This is a genomic window from Pseudomonas sp. PS01270 (assembly GCF_029959775.1).
GTDB lineage: Bacteria > Pseudomonadota > Gammaproteobacteria > Pseudomonadales > Pseudomonadaceae > Aquipseudomonas > Aquipseudomonas atacamensis.
The window spans coordinates 32,768-50,798 of the sequence record NZ_JASCPT010000007.1 but is presented as its reverse complement, the minus strand read 5'-3'; the positions used below and the strand labels follow the sequence as shown (position 1 = coordinate 50,798).

The window sequence follows — 18,031 nt, the reverse complement described above, 5'->3', positions numbered from 1 at the left end:
CCTGCACGGCAGTGGCCCGAGCCTTGCTCTACGCTTATAGCAAGCGCACTTGCGCGTTTCTCTAATAAGTACAAAGCCAAGGAGAACATCATCATGCGTTACGCCCACCCCGGTACTGACGGCGCCAAAGTCTCGTTCAAGAGCAAGTACGGCAACTACATCGGCGGCGAGTTCGTCGCGCCGGTCAAAGGTCAGTACTTCACCAATACCTCGCCAGTCAATGGCCAGCCAATTGCCGAATTCCCTCGCTCCACCGCCGAAGACATCGACAAGGCGCTGGACGCTGCCCACGCCGCCGCCGATGCGTGGGGCGCCACTTCCGTGCAGGCGCGCTCACTGATCCTGCTGAAAATCGCCGACCGCATCGAAGAGAACCTCGAACTGCTGGCGATCACCGAAACCTGGGACAACGGCAAAGCCATCCGCGAAACCCTCAACGCCGACATCCCCCTGGCCGCTGACCATTTCCGTTATTTCGCCGGTTGCCTGCGCGCCCAGGAAGGCAGCGCTGCGGAAATCGACGGCAACACCGTGGCTTACCACATTCATGAACCGCTGGGCGTGGTCGGCCAGATCATTCCGTGGAACTTCCCGCTGCTGATGGCCGCGTGGAAACTTGCGCCAGCGCTGGCCGCCGGTAACTGCGTGGTACTCAAGCCTGCCGAGCAAACCCCGCTGGGCATCTGCGTGCTGATGGAACTGATCGGCGACCTGCTGCCGCCGGGCGTGCTCAACGTCGTGCAAGGCTTCGGTAAAGAGGCCGGCGAAGCACTGGCAACCAGCAAGCGCATCGCCAAGATTGCCTTCACCGGCTCGACCCCGGTCGGCTCGCACATCATGAAATGCGCGGCGGAAAACATCATCCCATCCACCGTGGAACTGGGCGGCAAGTCGCCGAACATCTTCTTCGAAGACATCATGCAGGCGGAGCCGAGCTTCATCGAGAAAGCCGCTGAAGGCCTGGTGCTGGCGTTCTTCAACCAGGGCGAAGTGTGCACCTGCCCATCGCGCGCACTGGTACAGGAGTCGATCTACGACGAATTCATGCAGGCGGTGATGAAGAAAGTCAGCCAGATCAAACGCGGCGACCCGCTGGACACCGACACCATGGTCGGCGCCCAGGCATCGGAGCAGCAATTCGACAAGATCCTCTCGTACCTGGAAATCGCCAAGGGCGAAGGCGCGGAGCTGCTGACCGGCGGCAAGGTGGAAAAACTCGAGGGCAGCCTGGCCACCGGATATTACATCCAGCCGACCCTGCTCAAGGGCACCAACAAGATGCGCGTGTTCCAGGAAGAAATCTTCGGCCCGGTGGTGAGCATCACCACCTTCAAGGATGAAGCCGAAGCCCTGGCGATTGCCAACGACACCGAGTTCGGCCTCGGCGCCGGCCTGTGGACCCGCGACATCAACCGCGCCTACCGCATGGGCCGGGCGATCAAGGCCGGTCGCGTGTGGACCAACTGCTACCACCTCTATCCGGCGCATGCCGCATTCGGCGGTTACAAGAAGTCCGGCGTCGGGCGTGAAACCCACAAAATGATGCTCGACCATTATCAGCAGACCAAGAACCTGCTGGTGAGCTACGACATCAATCCGTTGGGATTCTTCTGATCCTGCGATGCCGATCGTTCCCACGCGCAGCAAAGGAATGCCTCAACGGACGCTCCGCGTTCGGTTTCGAAGGGACGCGGAGCGTCCCGGGCTGCATTCCCACGCAGAGCGTGGGAACGATCCGTTTCCTGGCTGTAGCCGGGCCAATAAAACAATAAAAATGGTGAACCCTATGCCAAGCGAATCCCCGGCCGGCGCTCCGGCGACCGGCTCCTCCGTCGACTTCGAAAAAGTCGGCTCCGACTACTTCCAACAACGCGAACTGAAAAAAGGCGCCGCCGGCTGGGTCCTGCTGGTCGGCCTCGGCGTCGCCTATGTGATTTCCGGCGACTACGCCGGCTGGAACTTCGGCCTCGCCCAGGGTGGCTGGGGCGGCATGTTTCTCGCCACGCTGCTGATGGCGACCATGTACCTGTGCATGTGCTTTTCCCTGGCCGAATTGTCGTCGATGATTCCCACTGCTGGCGGCGGCTACGGATTCGCCCGCAGTGCTTTCGGACCGTGGGGCGGGTTTCTCACCGGCACCGCGATCCTCATCGAGTACGCCATCGCCCCCGCTGCCATCGCGGTGTTCATCGGCGCCTACTGCGAGTCGCTGTTCGGCATTGGCGGCTGGATGATCTATCTGGCGTTCTACATCATCTTCATCGCCATCCATATTTTCGGGGTCGGCGAAGCGCTCAAGCTGATGTTCATCATTACCGCCGTCGCCGCGCTGGCGCTGGGGGTGTTTCTGGTGGCGATGGTGCCGCACTTCGACGTCGCCAACCTGCTCGACATCCCGGTGACCACTGCGGTCGGTGCCAGTCCGTTTCTGCCGTTCGGCTATGTCGGCGTATGGGCGGCGATTCCCTATGCGATCTGGTTTTTCCTCGCCGTCGAAGGCGTGCCATTGGCCGCCGAAGAAACCAAAAACCCCAAGCGCGATCTGCCGCGTGGCCTGATCGGGGCAATGCTGGTGCTGCTGATGTTCGCCCTGCTGATTCTGATCGTCGGTCCCGGCGGCGCCGGTGCGAATTCGCTGCTGACCTCCGGTAATCCACTGGTCGAAGCGCTGAGCAAGGCCTACGGTGGCTCGACCTGGATGGGCAGCTTCGTCAATCTCATCGGCCTGGCGGGGCTGATCGCCAGTTTCTTCTCGATCATCTACGCCTACTCGCGGCAGATCTTCGCGCTGTCGCGGGCCGGTTACCTGCCGCGCAAACTGTCGCAGACCAACAAAAGCAAGGCGCCGGTGCTGGCCCTGGTGATTCCCGGCATCATCGGCTTCGGTCTGTCGCTGACCGGCCAGGGCGACCTGCTGATTCTGGTCGCGGTGTTCGGCGCTACCATTTCCTATGTGCTGATGATGGCCGCGCACATCACCCTGCGCATCCGTCGCCCCAAAATGGACCGGCCGTACCGCACGCCGGGTGGCATTTTCACCTCGGGTGTAGCGCTGGTATTGGCGTGCATCGCCGTGGTGGCGGGCTTCCTCGTCGATCCACGGGTGGTGATCGGCGCGGCGATCATCTATGGAGTGTTAATTGCTTACTTTGCTTTCTACAGTCGGCATCACTTGGTAGCGGGCACGCCGGAAGAAGAATTCGCGGCGATTCAAAAAGCTGAACAAGCCTTGCACTGATTGTCGAAAACCACGGCGCAGACGCATTCTGCGCCGTCACGGAGAACGCTGAATGGCCAGTTTTGCTCACACGGTCGGCGCGCAGACTTACCGCTTCGACAGCCTCAAAGACGTCATGGCCAAGGCCAGCCCCGCCCGCTCGGGGGACTTTCTCGCCGAGATCGCCGCGCTCAACGACGGCGAACGGGTGGCCGCGCAAATGGCCCTGGCGGACATCCCGCTCACCCACTTCCTGCAAGAAGCGCTGATTCCCTACGAAGCCGATGAAGTCACCCGGCTGATCATCGACACCCACGACAAGCAAGCCTTCGCCGTGGTCAGCCACCTCACCGTTGGCGGCTTTCGCGACTGGCTGCTCAGTGATGCGGCGGACGAAACCAGCCTGCGCGCCCTCGCCCCCGGCCTGACCCCGGAAATGGTCGCCGCCGTGTCGAAAATCATGCGCGTGCAGGATCTGGTGCTGGTCGCGCAGAAAATCCGCGTGGTCACCCAATTTCGCGGCACCCTCGGTTTACGCGGGCGCCTGTCGACCCGCCTGCAACCCAACCACCCGACTGACGAGCCGTCCGGCATCGCCGCGAGCATTCTCGACGGCCTGCTCTACGGCAACGGCGATGCAATGATCGGGGTCAACCCGGCCACCGACAGCATCGCTTCGATCTGCGCGATGCTGGAGATGCTCGACGCGATCATCCAGCGTTATGACATCCCGACCCAAGCCTGCGTGCTGACCCACGTCACCACCTCGATCGAGGCGATCAACCGTGGCGTGCCGCTGGATCTGGTGTTCCAGTCGATTGCCGGCACTGAGGCAGCCAATGCCAGTTTCGGCATCAACCTCAACGTGTTGCAGGAAGGTTATGACGCCGGGCTCAGCCTCAAGCGCGGCACACTTGGGCAGAACCTGATGTATTTCGAAACCGGTCAGGGCAGCGCGCTGTCGGCCAACGCCCACCACGGCGTCGATCAACAGACTTGCGAGACAAGGGCCTACGCCGTGGCGCGACATTTCAAGCCGTTCCTGGTGAACACCGTCGTAGGATTTATCGGCCCGGAGTACCTCTACAACGGCAAGCAGATCATCCGCGCCGGCCTCGAAGACCACTTCTGCGGCAAGTTGCTCGGCGTGCCGATGGGCTGCGACATCTGCTACACCAACCACGCCGAAGCCGACCAGGACGACATGGATACCCTGCTGACGTTGCTCGGCGTCGCCGGGATCAACTTCATCATGGGCATCCCCGGCTCAGACGACATCATGCTCAATTACCAGACCACTTCGTTTCACGACGCCTTGTACGCCCGCCAGACCCTGGGCCTGAAACCGGCGCCGGAGTTCGAACAATGGCTGGCCAACATGGGCATCTTCACTCAGGCGGACGGCAAGGTTCGCTTCGGCAACAACCTGCCGCCGGCCTTCCGCCAGGCCTTGGCGCACTTGGGATAAGTCTTATGGAAAAACCACCGGTCGATCCGCAAAACCCCTGGCTGGAACTGCGCCGCCTGACCCCGGCACGCATTGCCCTGGGCCGCACCGGCACCAGTCTGCCGACGCGGGCGCAGCTGGATTTTCAGTTTGCCCACGCCCAGGCCCGCGATGCCGTGCACCTGGCCTTCGATCACAGCGAAATCAGCGCACAACTGAGCGAGCGCGGGCGGGAAACCCTGGCGCTGCAAAGCGCCGCGCCGGACCGACACACCTACCTGCAACGCCCGGACCTGGGGCGCAAGCTCAGCGATGAATCGGCGCAGACCTTGCGCGACTACGCCAGCCAACATCCGGGCGGGGTCGATCTGGTGCTTGTCGTCGCGGATGGCCTGTCGGCGCTGGCGGTGCATCGCCACACCCTGCCGTTCCTGACGCGCCTGGAAGAACAGATGAGCGGCGACGGCTGGTCCGTGGCGCCGGTGGTGCTGGTCGAGCAGGGTCGCGTCGCCATCGGTGACGAAATCGGCCAGTTGCTAGGGGCGAAAATGGTGGTAATGCTGATCGGCGAGCGCCCGGGCCTGAGTTCGCCGGACAGCCTCGGGCTGTATTTCACCTACGCGCCGAAGGTCGGCCTGACCGACGCGTATCGCAACTGCATTTCCAATGTTCGGCTTGAAGGTTTGAGCTACGGCATGGCGGCGCATCGCTTGCTCTATCTGATGCGCGAGGCGTGTCGGCGGCAGCTGTCGGGGGTCAATCTGAAGGATGAAGCTCAGTTGCATACATTGGAGGCGGACGACGCTGTCGACATGAAAGGCAACTTCCTGCTCGATCCACCGCCAGCCTGAACCGTTTCCGCATTGCCTTTCTGCGCTGCTTTCAGGCAGGATCGACGCACGGCCGCCCGGGTTTCCCATCGCCGTCAGAGCAGTTGAAGACAGCCACTTGAAGACGAGACCTATCATGCGGATTATTCAAGCGACCCTCGAACATCTGGATTTGCTGACTCCTTTGTTCGTCAAATATCGCGAGTTCTACGGCTCCCTGCCTTACCCGGATTCCTCCCGCGCGTTCCTCGAAAAACGCCTGCGCCGCAAAGAGTCAGTGATCTATCTGGCCCTGGCCGACGATGACGACAAAAAACTCATGGGCTTCTGCCAGCTCTATCCGAGCTTTTCGTCGCTGTCACTCAAACGCGTGTGGATTCTCAACGACATCTACGTCGCCGAAGATGCACGCCGCCAGTTGGTCGCCGACAACCTGATCCGCACTGCGAAGAAAATGGCCAAGGAAACCCAGGCCGTGCGCATGCGCGTCTCGACCAGCGCGAACAACGAAGTGGCGCAGAAAACCTACGAATCGATCGGCTTCAAGGAAGACACCGAGTTCAAGAACTACGTACTGCCAATCAGCGACGAGCTCTGACTCCAACGGCTTCGGTGACGAGGGAGTTCGCTCCCTCGCCACGGCCGCCCCTTCCCTGACAATTGCTCACTTCGCGACACTCCCCGCTACAAAACCGGCGCGCTTTTCAGCGGTCAGACCGTATAATCCCGATCTTTCCGGCTTGTAAGAAAAACTACACCCCGCTGTAGGCTTACACGAAGTCATCCGCACAGGCCTGCCGAGTCGGGCCGTCATACAGGTGCCCCCATGGATTTCAACCCGCTCGACCTTATCCTGCATCTCGATGTGTATCTCGATTTGCTGGTGAACAACTATGGGCCATGGATCTACGCCATCCTGTTTCTGGTGATCTTCTGTGAAACCGGTCTGGTGGTGATGCCATTCCTGCCGGGTGACTCGCTGCTGTTCATCGCTGGCGCAGTAGCGGCCGGCGGCGGCATGGATCCGGTGCTGCTCGGTGGCCTGCTGATGCTGGCGGCGATCATGGGCGACAGTACCAACTACGTGATCGGACGCACGGCCGGGGAGAAGCTGTTCAGCAACCCGAACTCGAAAATCTTCCGTCGCGACTACCTGCAAAAAACCCACGACTTCTATGACAAGCACGGCGGCAAAACCGTGACCATGGCGCGTTTCCTGCCGATCATCCGCACCTTCGCGCCGTTCGTCGCGGGCGTGGCGCGGATGCCGTACCCGCGTTTCTTCGGCTTCAGCGTGCTCGGCACCATCCTCTGGGTTGGCGGTCTGGTCACCTTGGGTTACTTCTTCGGCAACGTGCCGTTCATCAAGAAAAACCTCTCGCTGCTGGTGGTGGCAATCATCCTGCTGTCGCTGGTGCCGATGATCATCGGCGTGGTGCGCAGCCGGTTCGGCGGCACCAAAGTGCAATCGCACTGATCCGATGTGGTCACTGAGCGCCTGGCGACGCCGGCGCCTCCTGGCCAGGCACCCGATTGCCGATGACCTGTGGCAACGGGTGCGCCATCAACTCTCCTTCCTCGACGGCATCAGCGTTGCTGAAGACCTGTGGTTGCGCGAAGCCTGTGTGCTGTTTCTCGACGACAAACACCTGACCGCCCTGCCCGGCGTCGAACTGCATCAGGAACAGCGCCTGCTGCTCGCCGCCCAAGCGCAGTTGCCGTTGCTGCATCTCGGCGATCTGAACTGGTATCAGGGTTTCCACGAGATCGTGCTGTACCCGGATGACTTCCTCAGCCCGCAACGTCATCGCGATGCCAGCGGCGTCGAGCATGAGTGGGACGGCGAACACAGCGGCGAAGCCTGGCAGCAGGGGCCGGTGATTCTCGCCTGGCCCGGCGTACAGGCCAGCGGTGGCTGGGAAGGCTACAACCTGGTGATCCACGAACTGGCGCACAAGCTCGATATGCTCAACGGCGACGCCAACGGCCTGCCACCGCTGCATGCCGACATGCGCGTGCGCGACTGGGCCGAAGTGATGCAGGCCGCCTACGACGACCTCAACCGCCAGCTCGACCACGATCCCGACGCCGAAACCGCCATCGATCCCTACGCCGCCGAGAACCCGGCGGAGTTCTTCGCCGTCACCAGTGAATACTTCTTCAGCGCCCCGGATCTGCTGCATGAGGCTTATCCACAGGTCTACTTGCAACTGCAGCTTTTCTACCGGCAGGATCCGTTGGGCAGACTGCGGCAACTTCAGGCCACAGACCCGGTCTATCAGGCGCACGACTAAGCTCTGCACGACTTCTGGTACGTGGCGTCGGCGTAGGAATGTGCCTATAATCGCCGCCACTTTTTGGTCAATCCGGCCAAGTGTTTTTGGTCAACTACGGGGGCAACGCCCAATGAGCTACAGCAAGATTCCGGCTGGCAAAGACCTGCCGAACGACATCTACGTCGCGATCGAGATCCCGGCCAACCACGCGCCGATCAAATACGAAATCGACAAAGACAGCGATTGCCTGTTCGTTGACCGTTTCATGGCCACCCCAATGTTCTACCCGGCCAACTACGGTTACATCCCGAACACCCTGGCTGACGACGGTGATCCCCTCGACGTGCTGGTCGTGACCCCTTACCCGGTTGCGCCAGGCTCGGTAATCCGCGCCCGTCCGGTCGGCATCCTGAACATGACCGACGACGGCGGCGGCGATGCCAAAGTCATCGCAGTGCCCCACGACAAGCTGTCGCAGCTGTACGTCGACGTGAAGGAATACACCGATCTGCCACCCCTGCTGATCCAGCAGATCGAGCACTTCTTCGCGAACTACAAGGATCTCGAGAAGGGCAAGTGGGTCAAGATCGAAGGCTGGGCCGGCGCAGACGCCGCCCGCGAAGCGATCACCAAGTCGGTTGCCGCCTACAAGGGCTAAGCCATTGCGCTTTGCGTGACGCTTGAAAAAAACCCCGGATTTCCGGGGTTTTTTGTGTCTGCACGCTTCAGCTAAACAAAGCGTTTAAATTCCTACATGCAGTTTTAATCTGTTTAATTTCCCACAAGTACGTCTTACATCCCGTCGCAAAATACAGGCTTTTTTTGAACGCCCGGTTTATTCAAACCGCTCTAGTCCGGCCGTAGACTCCGTGTTTATGAGAAAGAACACTAGCGGTCCACGATTCAAGGCACTCCTGGAAGCAGCGAACATCAGCACCACGGATTTCGCAAGGTTCTGGGGCACGGAAGCCCAAAACGTTCATAACTGGTACACCCGGGGCGTCCCGGCGTATCGCATGGAAGAAGTCTCACGCCTGTTGTCGGTCAATAGTGAATGGCTGAAAACCGGGGAAGGCGTCAAGGAGGTCGCGCGCCTGCACCCACCCGCCAGCAACGGCGACACGTTCGATGCCCAGTCCATCTGCGGCGTCTACACCGTCATCAACCCCAGCGACATCGACCTGGCATTTTTCAAGGAAACTCCGATCGCCAACGGCGACGGCAAGACCCACGTCATCCTCGACCCCGACCAATCCCTGCGCCTGCCCCGCGCCCACCTCGATCAACTCGACATCCAGCACGCCAACGCCATCTGCGCGCACATGATCGGCAACAGCATGGCCGATCGCATCGAAGACGGCTCCATCGTCGCCATCGACCGCGGTCTGACCCAGGTCGTCGACGGCGAAATCTACGCCGTAGAGCACGACGGCATGCTGCGCATCAAATACCTGCACCGCATGCCCGGCAATGGCCTGCGCATGCGCAGCCACAACAGCGCCGAATACCCCGACGAGGTCTTCCGGCCGGCGCAGATCGAAGAGCAGCGGATTCACATTCTTGGCTGGGTGTTCTGGTGGTCGACACTGGGCAAGCGCCGGCCGGTGGTGCCGTTTCTATGACAGTTCACTCGAATCTGTGGGAGCGAGCCTGCTCGCGAAGAGGGCCCTGATAACCGGTACAAATCCAGGATTTGTACTGCTTCAGTCGCTCTAAACCGCACTTGAGGCTGGGAATCCAAAGCAAAACTCAGTATCCTGCGCCCCACATTCGCGCATCGACCCGCCCAGCGGCTCGGATGACGCCCGACGCGGCAGACCAACGTCTGACCAAGTCCCACAGCCGGACGCAGATCCGGATGTACGTTTTGAAGGCTGGCGCGGTTTACCAAAAATAAACCAAGCCAGTCCCCGAGAAGCCGGCCACAAGCCGGCTTTTTAATTGTCCGAAATAATCCTATTCCATCCAAGAGTCCTGCCGATAGCCTAGCTAGCACGGGCATTTCAGGTGTTCCCCTGTCCGATGGTGTTCAACGCCATTTGACCTCATCCGACGATGAAGTGGGGGGACAAGTGGGGGGACAAAAGGGACGACAGGGGAAATTCAATGGGTAAGCTGAATCCGAAACAAGTCGAAAACCTGACCGAACCCGGCACCTACGAAGATGGTGATGGGCTTCGCTTGGTTGTCAAACCTACCGGGCGTAAATCCTGGCTCCTTCGCTTCCAACTGGCAGGCCGTCGCAGAGAGATGGGCTTGGGCTCTTATCCTGAAGTCAGTCTTAAGAAGGCCAGGCTTGAAGCCAGCACCAAACGTAGCCAATTGAGCGAGGGGGTCGACCCGCTAGCCGCTCGCGACATCGAGCGCGCTGCTCAACGCGAAGCACAGCGCGCCAGCGAGGCGAAACAGCTGAAGTTCGAAACACTCGCGAAAGAATACTGCGAAGCGCATGGGGGCACTTGGTCAGAGAAGTGGCGTAAAGGCTGGCTGCGTAAGCTGGAGCTGTATGCGTTTGCCCACATCGGAAAATTTTCAGCCGAAGAGATTGGGACTACCCAGGTACTGAAGGTGCTGCAACCCATCTGGGCTACCAAAACTAGAACTGCCGACGAGGTACGCGGGCAGATTGAACAGGTTCTGGATGCAGCCAAGGCACGCAATCTACGAGAGGGTGAGAACCCTGCACGCTGGCGCGGGCACTTAGACAATCTGTTGAGTCGTGCTGAAAAGAAAAAGGCTCGAAAGCGTGAGCACTTTGAAGCTTTGCGCTGGCAGGATGTGCCGGCGCTGATGACCAAGCTCCAGGCAAACTCCTCACCGCCATCTTGGGCCGCTCAACTGCTGATCATGACCAGCGCACGCGCCCACATGGTCAGATTCGCTCGTTGGGATGAGTTTGATTTGGAAGGGGGCACGTGGTCACTGCCAGATGAGCGAATGAAAATGCGAGTGGCTTTCGTAATTCCGCTTGCCGAAGAGGTCGTAAAGCTGGTGAAGAGCATTCCGCGAGATGAGGGAAGCGCCTTTCTATTCCCTGGTCAGGGCAAGACAAGGGCTATGCACGCAAACGCAGTACGAACGCTCCTGCATGGCATAGGGTATGAGCACATCACCCGGCACGGATTTCGATCCTCTTTTCGAGATTGGGCCGGTGAATGCACTCACTACCCACGTGAGGTTTGCGAAATGGCGCTTGCACATGATGAGCGAGACCAGACTGAAGGGGCCTACTCTCGCTCGGACTTTCTCGATAAGAGGCGCTTACTTATGAATGAGTGGAGCAGATTTATAACCTCTCCAACTACAGCCTAGCACTTACTGTGCCGATACCTCAGACCAAAAACTAACAACATATAAACGGAACGCAGACCATGAAAGAAAACTCACCAAATCACGATTTTGACGAGGACGCTTCCCAAGACCCAGTGTCCGCAATCATTGGAAATGACGGCATAGAAAAAAGTTTGAGCATCCTAGTAAACCGGCTTGACGACTATATGGAAGACGAATTTGGAGAGCGAACCGCACAAGAGGAAATAGATGACTACCTACAGGACATCCTCAGCGGACAAATCACCAAAAAAACCATACTGAACTACAACACAGAAAGATTATTGAGCAAAGATCTGTCTATAAAAAAGGAAAGCTCAGTAATACTTTCCTTTATATATACAGCCATAGCTCAACACTTAATAAAACACGAACCACAAAACAACGCCTGGGCTGCTTTACTAGAAGCCAAACACTACTTAGCCTATCACGCTGGGCTCACAGACCCCATAAACCATAAAAAAACTGAACGCGCCCAAAAGGGCGGCCGTAAAAAAGCACAAAATGCGCTAGACCTTGAGAAGCTAGCCATAGAAATACTGATAAATAACAAACCCAAAAAAGGTTGGCTAATTTCTTACGATGCCGCAAAGAGCATCGCTAGCGAACTATCAGCAAAGGCCAAGGAAAACAACATCCCCATCCCAAGTGACATGCAAGACCTGATACACAAACTGATAATCCTGATAGACGAAAACGAAGAAGTTTCCAAGGCTTTTAATTCGCCAAAAGCTTGACCCCCCCCCTGCAACCATTAGCGCCGTTAAAATCAATACGGCGCGTAGCCAACCACAGCGAAAGAGCCTTAATTAACACTTCAAATCAAATCAATGTAATTAACTCCTTTATGCCTAATAATATCAATCAATCTTCTTTCCCGGAGCACATCCAAAGCACGCTCCAGACGAAGCTTATTTCTTAACTTGCCAGGCCCATACTGAAGAATTTTATTCTTCCTGATCTCGCCATATCTCTTACCAAAATAACTACACAGCCACTCCAACAAATCATCTGCATCAATACTTTCTTGTGGTGGAGGAACAAATATCTGAAAAAACTGATCTGAGTACCAGCAACATAAATCAATAGCAAAGTCTAGCTCCACGCACGAAACCTCCCCCTGTCCGCCTTCAAAAAAGTGCAACAACGCCGCAACCCTAGCGATATTGTCGGCCAATTTTGAAGCATGATCCGAGGCGCCCTCAAATCTGCCACCCTCAACAATACCTGTTTCTATCTCATTAAATACATCCCGCCATCTTTCTTCGGCCTCCTGAGAAAAATGCACAGTTAATCTCTCTTTTTTCGGAGAGTCTAACAATGCTCGATTCAGAATAAGCAATTCGCCAATACGCGCAGAAAAATCATTACATCTCTCCCACGACAACGTGTCATCACCTATTGTCCTAGTACCTTGCGTCGATTCAGGATGACAAACTAAAAACCTAGCCAACAACCCTGACCCACGACTTTTTTCGCCACGACGCTCCATATACTCTTTAAATGCTGACGCTTGCAGCATAACGGATACAGTTAAGCGAGACTCTGTAACCTGATAACTTTCAACAGAAACGCGATCAACTGTTATAGAGTCGCCACTCCACAATGAGTTCTGCTTAGACAGATCATTCAGTGCTCCACCATTAAGAATTCCGGCACCTTCGCTAGATATTAAACCAGCAGATGGAAGGTTATTATACAGGCCAAAGAACAGAGCCTCTGATGTCGCATCATCATAAACCATCTTGTACTGCCTTGGCCCCAAAGGCTTTGACTTCTCATGTTCACTAAAAAGCAACTCTTCCTCGCTGGAGTTAATACCTTTATCTGCATTCTTGTTTATCTTCCTTAAGATAACTTTTCTTTTTTCCTTCCAAATTTCTAGCTGAACATTCCACTCGACAACAGCTTCTTGGTATCTTTTATACTCCAAGCGCTGAAATTCACGAATTGGACCTAAAAAAACATTTTCCGCAGTCGACTTTCGCTCGCCCGACCCAGCTATTGTCAACAACATTAAGGATGTCGGGACACACTGGCCAGTTGGTTTGCGAACATCTATTAGCCCCTGACACACCAGTGAAATAGCCGTCAACGCACCTGAGAATATTAGCGCCCTCGGGGCTTGGACATTTTTTTCCGCCTCATTAACTGCAGCTGCTAGCAGGGCACAAGGAACAAAGCGCGGAAAGCGTGCCCCTACCCTCGGGAGACTCTCATGAAGCTTCACTGCACTCAGGACGATACTCACTGCTGCACCTCATCAGTCCCTTGACTGCCGCTGTAGCATCCCGCTGATTTCCCGCTCTCAGGCACAACTCTGCCTGAAGCGCTTCCCCATCCAGCAGTAATCCTTGATTTAATCCAGGCATCAATCTCAGCCTCAATCCAACCTATCGCAGCGATGCCCAGCTTGATCGGCTTGGGGAAAGTACTGTCATACCTTGGCGACTTCGGATTCATCCGATCGTAAATTGTGGACCTACCCAGTCCAACTCGTTCCTGTACATGCTTCAACCTCAGCACCCTAGAAACACAGCTTGTCATGCCCGTTACGCTCATCGTTTTTGCCTCAAGTTCCTAATCGATGAGCGAATCTATAACGATCCCCATGGGTCATTTGACCATCTGCTTAATGTAGTTTTTTACTCAAGCAGACCTCTTGACGCGAGCGACAAAAATTGATCTAGAAGCAATGATCAGCCTTCAGGGCAAGCCTCACAAGCTGAGCTATTGCTGCTATTGCTGCTACGAAATAGCAGCAATAGCAGCAATAGCCGATCCACGAAGGATCACATTAAAAGAACATTCAGTCCTACATCACTGCCATGACATCCACCCCATGGAGCTCAGAACCATGTCATTGCAATGTCCTCTGTGTAACTCCCCCAAGATCGCATCTTTACAAACAGCCATGAAGATTGGCGCAGCTGTTGGAACCGTCGGCGGAGCCGCTCGTGGTGCGAGCGCCGCTCTGACAGCAGCCCAGGTCGGCGCCTCTGTCGGTGCTATTGCCGGTCCAATCGGTGTCACCCTCGGCTCAGTCTCAGGAGCCATTCTCGGCGGGCTCGCCGGAGGCGTGGGCGGCTGCGCCCTCGGTGCTCAGCTCGGTGAAAAACTCGATCGCCATGTGTTCGCCAACAACCTGTGCCTCGCCTGCAATCATCGCTTCAACCTACCAGCCTAATCCTCTTACAACATTCTTCGGCCAGTGCTGCGCGATGCGCAGCATTTATGCCAGCACGCACCCAAAGGAATCACTCCCATGGCTCATCTCGTCGAACAAATGGCCTACGTTGGCGCTACCCCTTGGCATGGTCTGGGTAACCGCCTGACGCAAAAACAACCACTCGAAGTCTGGCAACGCGAAGCCGGCATGAACTGGCAGATTCAGGAAAGTCCTGTTCACTTCAAGGCCGACACTGTCGGCAACCTGGGCACGATTCACTCCTTTCCGGAACAGAAGGTGCTGTATCGTTCCGACACCAAGGCGCCCTTGTCAGTGGTTTCCAACCGTTACCAGGTGGTGCAGCCTCGTGAGGTGCTGGAGTTCTACCGGGATCTGACTGAGGTCTCCGGCTACGAGTTGGAAACAGCTGGAATACTCAAAGGTGGCCGCAAGTTCTGGGCTCTGGCCAGGACGGGACAGACAACCGCGTTGAAGGGGAATGATCAGGTCAATGGCTATCTACTGCTAGCAACCTCCTGTGACGGTACTCTGGCCACCACCGCGACCCCGACCACCGTGCGTGTAGTTTGCAACAACACCCTGACCATCTCCCTGAACGGCGCTACCCGCGCAATCAAGGTGCCGCACAACACGCGCTTTGATCCGCAGGCCGTGAAGAAACAACTGGGCATCGCCGTCTCGCAATGGGATGAATTTATGTACCGCATGCGCGCACTAGCGGAGCGCAAGGTGCAGTGGCATGAGGCGATGGGCTTCTTCATGAATGTGCTGTGTGATGTGGCCCCCAATAGCAAGCTGCCGGAAGTGCTTCCGAATGAGCGAGCACTGCGCAAAGTCCAAGGGCTGTACGAAGGCCAAGGTCGTGGAGCGACGCTTGAATCAGCTCAAGGAACTGCGTGGGGCTTGCTCAACGCCGTGACGGAGTATGTCGATCACGAGCGACGCGCCAGGAGTACCGAATACCGAATGGACTCTGCGTGGTTTGGGGCTGGAGCAGCCCTCAAAGAGCGTGCACTGAACGCAGCGCTGCAACTCGCCGCCTAGCCCCACTCACTTACTTAACTATTAAAGCGCCTGGTCAGCTCCTGCTGGCCGGGCTTTTTTTATGCCGCACAGGAAACCATCATGGCAATGCAAACCCTGCAACAACCCAGCAGAAAACCCCGTCCTGCCTTGCGCCTGGTGGGAACCAAACAACTGCTGCGTGAGGACTGGCTGGCCGTGCGTAAACAAGGCATCGGCAGCTCGGATGCCGCCGCTGCCGTCGGGCTTAATCCTTACAAATCCCAGCTGGAACTGTGGCTGGAGAAAACCGAGCGTGATACCTCGCTGCCCAAGCTCGATCCCAATGATGAAGAGAGCCCAGCTTACTGGGGCAACATCCTGGAACCGATTGTCGCGACCCACTACACCAAGCGCAGTGGTCACAGAGTACGACGCATCAATGCCGTGTTGCAGCATCCTGATCCTAAACTGCCCTGGATGCTGGCCAACATCGATCGAGAGGTCATCGGCGCAGACGATGTGCAGATCCTTGAATGTAAAACTGCTGGCATAAACGGCGCGCGCCTCTGGAAAGAGGGCGTGCCGGAGTATGTGCAGTTACAGGTCATGCATCAGTTGGCCGTGACGGGTAAACAGGCAGCGGATGTTGCGGTGCTGCTGGGTGGCCAACACCTGGAGATCCATCGCATCGAACGGGATGAGTCGATGATTGCACGACTAATTGACCTGGAGCGGCTGTTCTGGGATTACGTGATCAGTGACACCCCACCACCGGCCGACGGTACGGCTTCAGCCGAAGCGGCGTTGCGCTGCCTTTACCCCGAGGACAACGGTCAGACCTTGGATTTCAGTCAGTACACGGAGTTGGCCAGCACCTACCTGGAGCTCAAGGCTGTTCGCCAGAGCATTGCTCAGCAAGAGACGCGCGAGGCGCAGCTCAAGCAGGTCCTGCAGCAGGCCATGGGTGAAGCCTCCCGTGCAGAGTTTGCTGAAGGCTATATCAGTTGGAAAAAGCCTAAGGACAGCATTGGTCTGGATGTCGAACAGATGCTCAAGGACAAACCCTACCTGCAGGCCCGCTACCCCAAGATCAAAACTGGCAGTCGCCGCTTTCTGATCAGCTGATCCATTCCCCGTCACCCAAGCCACCTGGCCCGTTTACGTCCCGGTGGCTTTTTTATTTTCAGATGCAGGAGATTCATCATGCTCAAAGGTCTGGCAATCACCCCTCCGGTACTCGGACGTATCTCCATCGGCAAGGTCGTCGAGAAAAACGGCAAACGTCTGCCGGAGAAAGATGATCAGTTCACTATTACTTCGCAAGTACAGAGCCACGACGGCTGGCTGCCGCACCCGCTCAATCAGGAACTGCGCAATGGCCAGGACGGCAAGCTGCGCAGCATTCCGATTCGGCTGCTATTCAACGAGCCGGACCTCAACTTTCGGGCTGACTACAGTCTTTTCGACCGTAACACCGGCCGGCCGGTGTGCGTCGGCAATGGTGAGACCTGCAAGCGTTTGACCAAGGACGGCATCCAGTCGTTACCCTGTCCTTCACCGGATGGCTGCTCACTGGCCCAAGGCAATGCCTGCAAGCCTTACGGCCGACTGAACGTGGTGATTGGCGACGACGATCCACTGGGCAGCTTTGTGTTTCGCACCACCGGTTTTAACAGCATCCGCACCCTGGCTGCACGCCTGCAGTATTTCCAAGCCATCTCCGGTAACCGTCTGGCCTGCCTGCCACTGGAGCTACGCCTGCGCGGCAAGTCCACCCGCCAAAGCCATGGCACGCCGATCTTCTACGTGGACATCACTGTGCGCAGTGGCTTGAGCATGGAAGACGCCTTGCTGGAAGCCAAGCAGCTTGATGAAGCCCGACAAATCTCTGGCTTTGACCAGAGCGCCTTGGATCACGCGGGACGACAGGGCTTCAACAACGGAGCCTTTGAAGACAGTGAGGAGGACACAGGCGCCATCGTCGAGGAGTTCTTCCCCGCCATTGAAGATCAGCCCAGCCTTTTAGAGCCCCAAGCTCAACTGGCAGCACCTACCAAACCCTCACTCGCCCAAAAGCTGGAATCCCAGGCTACCCAACACAACGGAAGGCGCTTCATCCAGTAACGCCCCTCTCGACATTCCCAGCGCTCTCACTCATTTGCACAGGAATACCCGCATGAAATATCACAAACTCATAGCCGGTGAAACGACTGGCACCTACGTCATGGAGTCCCCGGTCACCGAAGCTGACATCCTGCAGATGGCTCAACAACTGGCGATGAGTCGTCTGTCTAAAGGCAGGGCATTGACTGAGCCCAAGCAGGTCTTCAGCCACCTGCAAACACTGCTGCAATACCACGAGTACGAAGTCTTTGCTTTGCTGTTGCTCGATGCCAAGCACCGGGTGATCGGTTTTCGAGAACTATTCAGAGGCACCCTGGATGGGGCCGACGTGTATCCACGGGAAGTGGTCAAAATCGCCCTGGAATACAACGCTGCCGCCGTGATCCTGGTGCATAACCATCCTTCAGGAGATCCCGAACCCAGCCTGGCCGATCGTACGCTGACCACCACCCTCAAGAACGCCCTCAACATGGTTGGTACTCGGATATTGGATCATGTGGTGGTGGGCCTTGAAGGCTGTGTCTCTTTGGCCGAACGAGGTTACCTGTAACTCCTAGGCTCACACCGCCCGATAGACTGCCCTTGGCTGATGCCGGGGCGGTCATCGGCAGG

General features: G+C 57.2%; 18 protein-coding genes. 16 read left to right on the top strand and 2 right to left on the bottom strand.

The window, feature by feature from the left end; all coding sequences use genetic code 11:
• Positions 1-93 precede the first annotated feature (93 nt).
• From QMX86_RS04560 to QMX86_RS04510, 11 genes are all read left to right on the top strand, one after another.
• The gene (locus QMX86_RS04560) at positions 94-1,614 is read left to right on the top strand and encodes an aldehyde dehydrogenase family protein (RefSeq protein ID WP_024014465.1); all 1,521 of its coding nucleotides are present in this window, start codon (positions 94-96) and stop codon (positions 1,612-1,614) included.
• 172 nt (positions 1,615-1,786) lie between these two features.
• Positions 1,787-3,238 (top strand): ethanolamine permease, encoded by a 1,452-nt coding sequence (eat, locus tag QMX86_RS04555; protein WP_282384280.1) that lies wholly within the window; start codon positions 1,787-1,789, stop codon positions 3,236-3,238.
• Between the two features lie 52 nt (positions 3,239-3,290).
• Positions 3,291-4,685 carry an ethanolamine ammonia-lyase subunit EutB gene (locus QMX86_RS04550; RefSeq protein ID WP_039761855.1) on the top strand — a complete coding sequence of 465 codons (1,395 nt, stop codon included), beginning with the start codon at positions 3,291-3,293 and terminating at the stop codon, positions 4,683-4,685.
• A gap of 5 nt (positions 4,686-4,690) precedes the next feature.
• Positions 4,691-5,515 carry an ethanolamine ammonia-lyase subunit EutC gene (eutC, locus tag QMX86_RS04545; protein WP_212617226.1) on the top strand — a complete coding sequence of 275 codons (825 nt, stop codon included), beginning with the start codon at positions 4,691-4,693 and terminating at the stop codon, positions 5,513-5,515.
• Positions 5,516-5,630: 115 nt separating this feature from the next.
• On the top strand, positions 5,631-6,092 hold the full coding sequence (locus tag QMX86_RS04540) for a GNAT family N-acetyltransferase (RefSeq protein ID WP_016773002.1): 462 nt from the start codon (positions 5,631-5,633) through the stop codon (positions 6,090-6,092).
• 228 nt (positions 6,093-6,320) lie between these two features.
• Positions 6,321-6,971 (top strand): DedA family protein, encoded by a 651-nt coding sequence (locus QMX86_RS04535; RefSeq protein WP_016773001.1) that lies wholly within the window; start codon positions 6,321-6,323, stop codon positions 6,969-6,971.
• 4 nt (positions 6,972-6,975) lie between these two features.
• Entirely contained in the window at positions 6,976-7,788 is an 813-nt protein-coding gene (locus QMX86_RS04530) for a zinc-dependent peptidase (protein WP_282384293.1), read from the top strand.
• Between the two features lie 112 nt (positions 7,789-7,900).
• The gene (ppa, locus tag QMX86_RS04525; RefSeq protein WP_003205933.1) at positions 7,901-8,428 is read left to right on the top strand and encodes an inorganic diphosphatase; all 528 of its coding nucleotides are present in this window, start codon (positions 7,901-7,903) and stop codon (positions 8,426-8,428) included.
• Between the two features lie 217 nt (positions 8,429-8,645).
• Positions 8,646-9,392, top strand: coding sequence for a S24 family peptidase (locus QMX86_RS04520; protein ID WP_073475694.1), 747 nt, complete (start codon positions 8,646-8,648; stop codon positions 9,390-9,392).
• A gap of 484 nt (positions 9,393-9,876) precedes the next feature.
• The gene (locus QMX86_RS04515) at positions 9,877-11,082 is read left to right on the top strand and encodes an integrase arm-type DNA-binding domain-containing protein (RefSeq protein WP_282384296.1); all 1,206 of its coding nucleotides are present in this window, start codon (positions 9,877-9,879) and stop codon (positions 11,080-11,082) included.
• Positions 11,083-11,141: 59 nt separating this feature from the next.
• Positions 11,142-11,837 carry a hypothetical protein gene (locus QMX86_RS04510; protein WP_282384298.1) on the top strand — a complete coding sequence of 232 codons (696 nt, stop codon included), beginning with the start codon at positions 11,142-11,144 and terminating at the stop codon, positions 11,835-11,837.
• A gap of 80 nt (positions 11,838-11,917) precedes the next feature.
• Here QMX86_RS04510 and QMX86_RS04505 read toward each other — a convergent pair whose 3' ends face one another.
• On the bottom strand, positions 11,918-13,351 hold the full coding sequence (locus QMX86_RS04505; protein WP_282384300.1) for a YfjI family protein: 1,434 nt from the start codon (positions 13,349-13,351) through the stop codon (positions 11,918-11,920).
• The gene (locus QMX86_RS04500) at positions 13,348-13,647 is read right to left on the bottom strand and encodes an AlpA family transcriptional regulator (RefSeq protein WP_080963910.1); all 300 of its coding nucleotides are present in this window, start codon (positions 13,645-13,647) and stop codon (positions 13,348-13,350) included. Before QMX86_RS04500 ends, QMX86_RS04505 begins: the two co-directional genes overlap by 4 nt.
• Before the next feature lie 310 nt (positions 13,648-13,957).
• Here QMX86_RS04500 and QMX86_RS04495 point away from each other — a divergent pair, with 310 nt between their 5' ends.
• From QMX86_RS04495 to radC, 5 genes are all read left to right on the top strand, one after another.
• Positions 13,958-14,287 carry a hypothetical protein gene (locus tag QMX86_RS04495; RefSeq protein ID WP_282384314.1) on the top strand — a complete coding sequence of 110 codons (330 nt, stop codon included), beginning with the start codon at positions 13,958-13,960 and terminating at the stop codon, positions 14,285-14,287.
• A 78-nt stretch (positions 14,288-14,365) separates the two neighbouring features.
• The gene (locus QMX86_RS04490; RefSeq protein ID WP_282384302.1) at positions 14,366-15,334 is read left to right on the top strand and encodes a DUF932 domain-containing protein; all 969 of its coding nucleotides are present in this window, start codon (positions 14,366-14,368) and stop codon (positions 15,332-15,334) included.
• An 81-nt stretch (positions 15,335-15,415) separates the two neighbouring features.
• On the top strand, positions 15,416-16,420 hold the full coding sequence (locus tag QMX86_RS04485; protein WP_282384304.1) for a lambda-exonuclease family protein: 1,005 nt from the start codon (positions 15,416-15,418) through the stop codon (positions 16,418-16,420).
• Between the two features lie 78 nt (positions 16,421-16,498).
• Positions 16,499-17,419 carry a hydrolase or metal-binding protein gene (locus QMX86_RS04480; RefSeq protein WP_282384306.1) on the top strand — a complete coding sequence of 307 codons (921 nt, stop codon included), beginning with the start codon at positions 16,499-16,501 and terminating at the stop codon, positions 17,417-17,419.
• 52 nt (positions 17,420-17,471) lie between these two features.
• Positions 17,472-17,969 (top strand): DNA repair protein RadC, encoded by a 498-nt coding sequence (radC, locus tag QMX86_RS04475; protein WP_282384308.1) that lies wholly within the window; start codon positions 17,472-17,474, stop codon positions 17,967-17,969.
• Positions 17,970-18,031 lie beyond the last annotated feature (62 nt).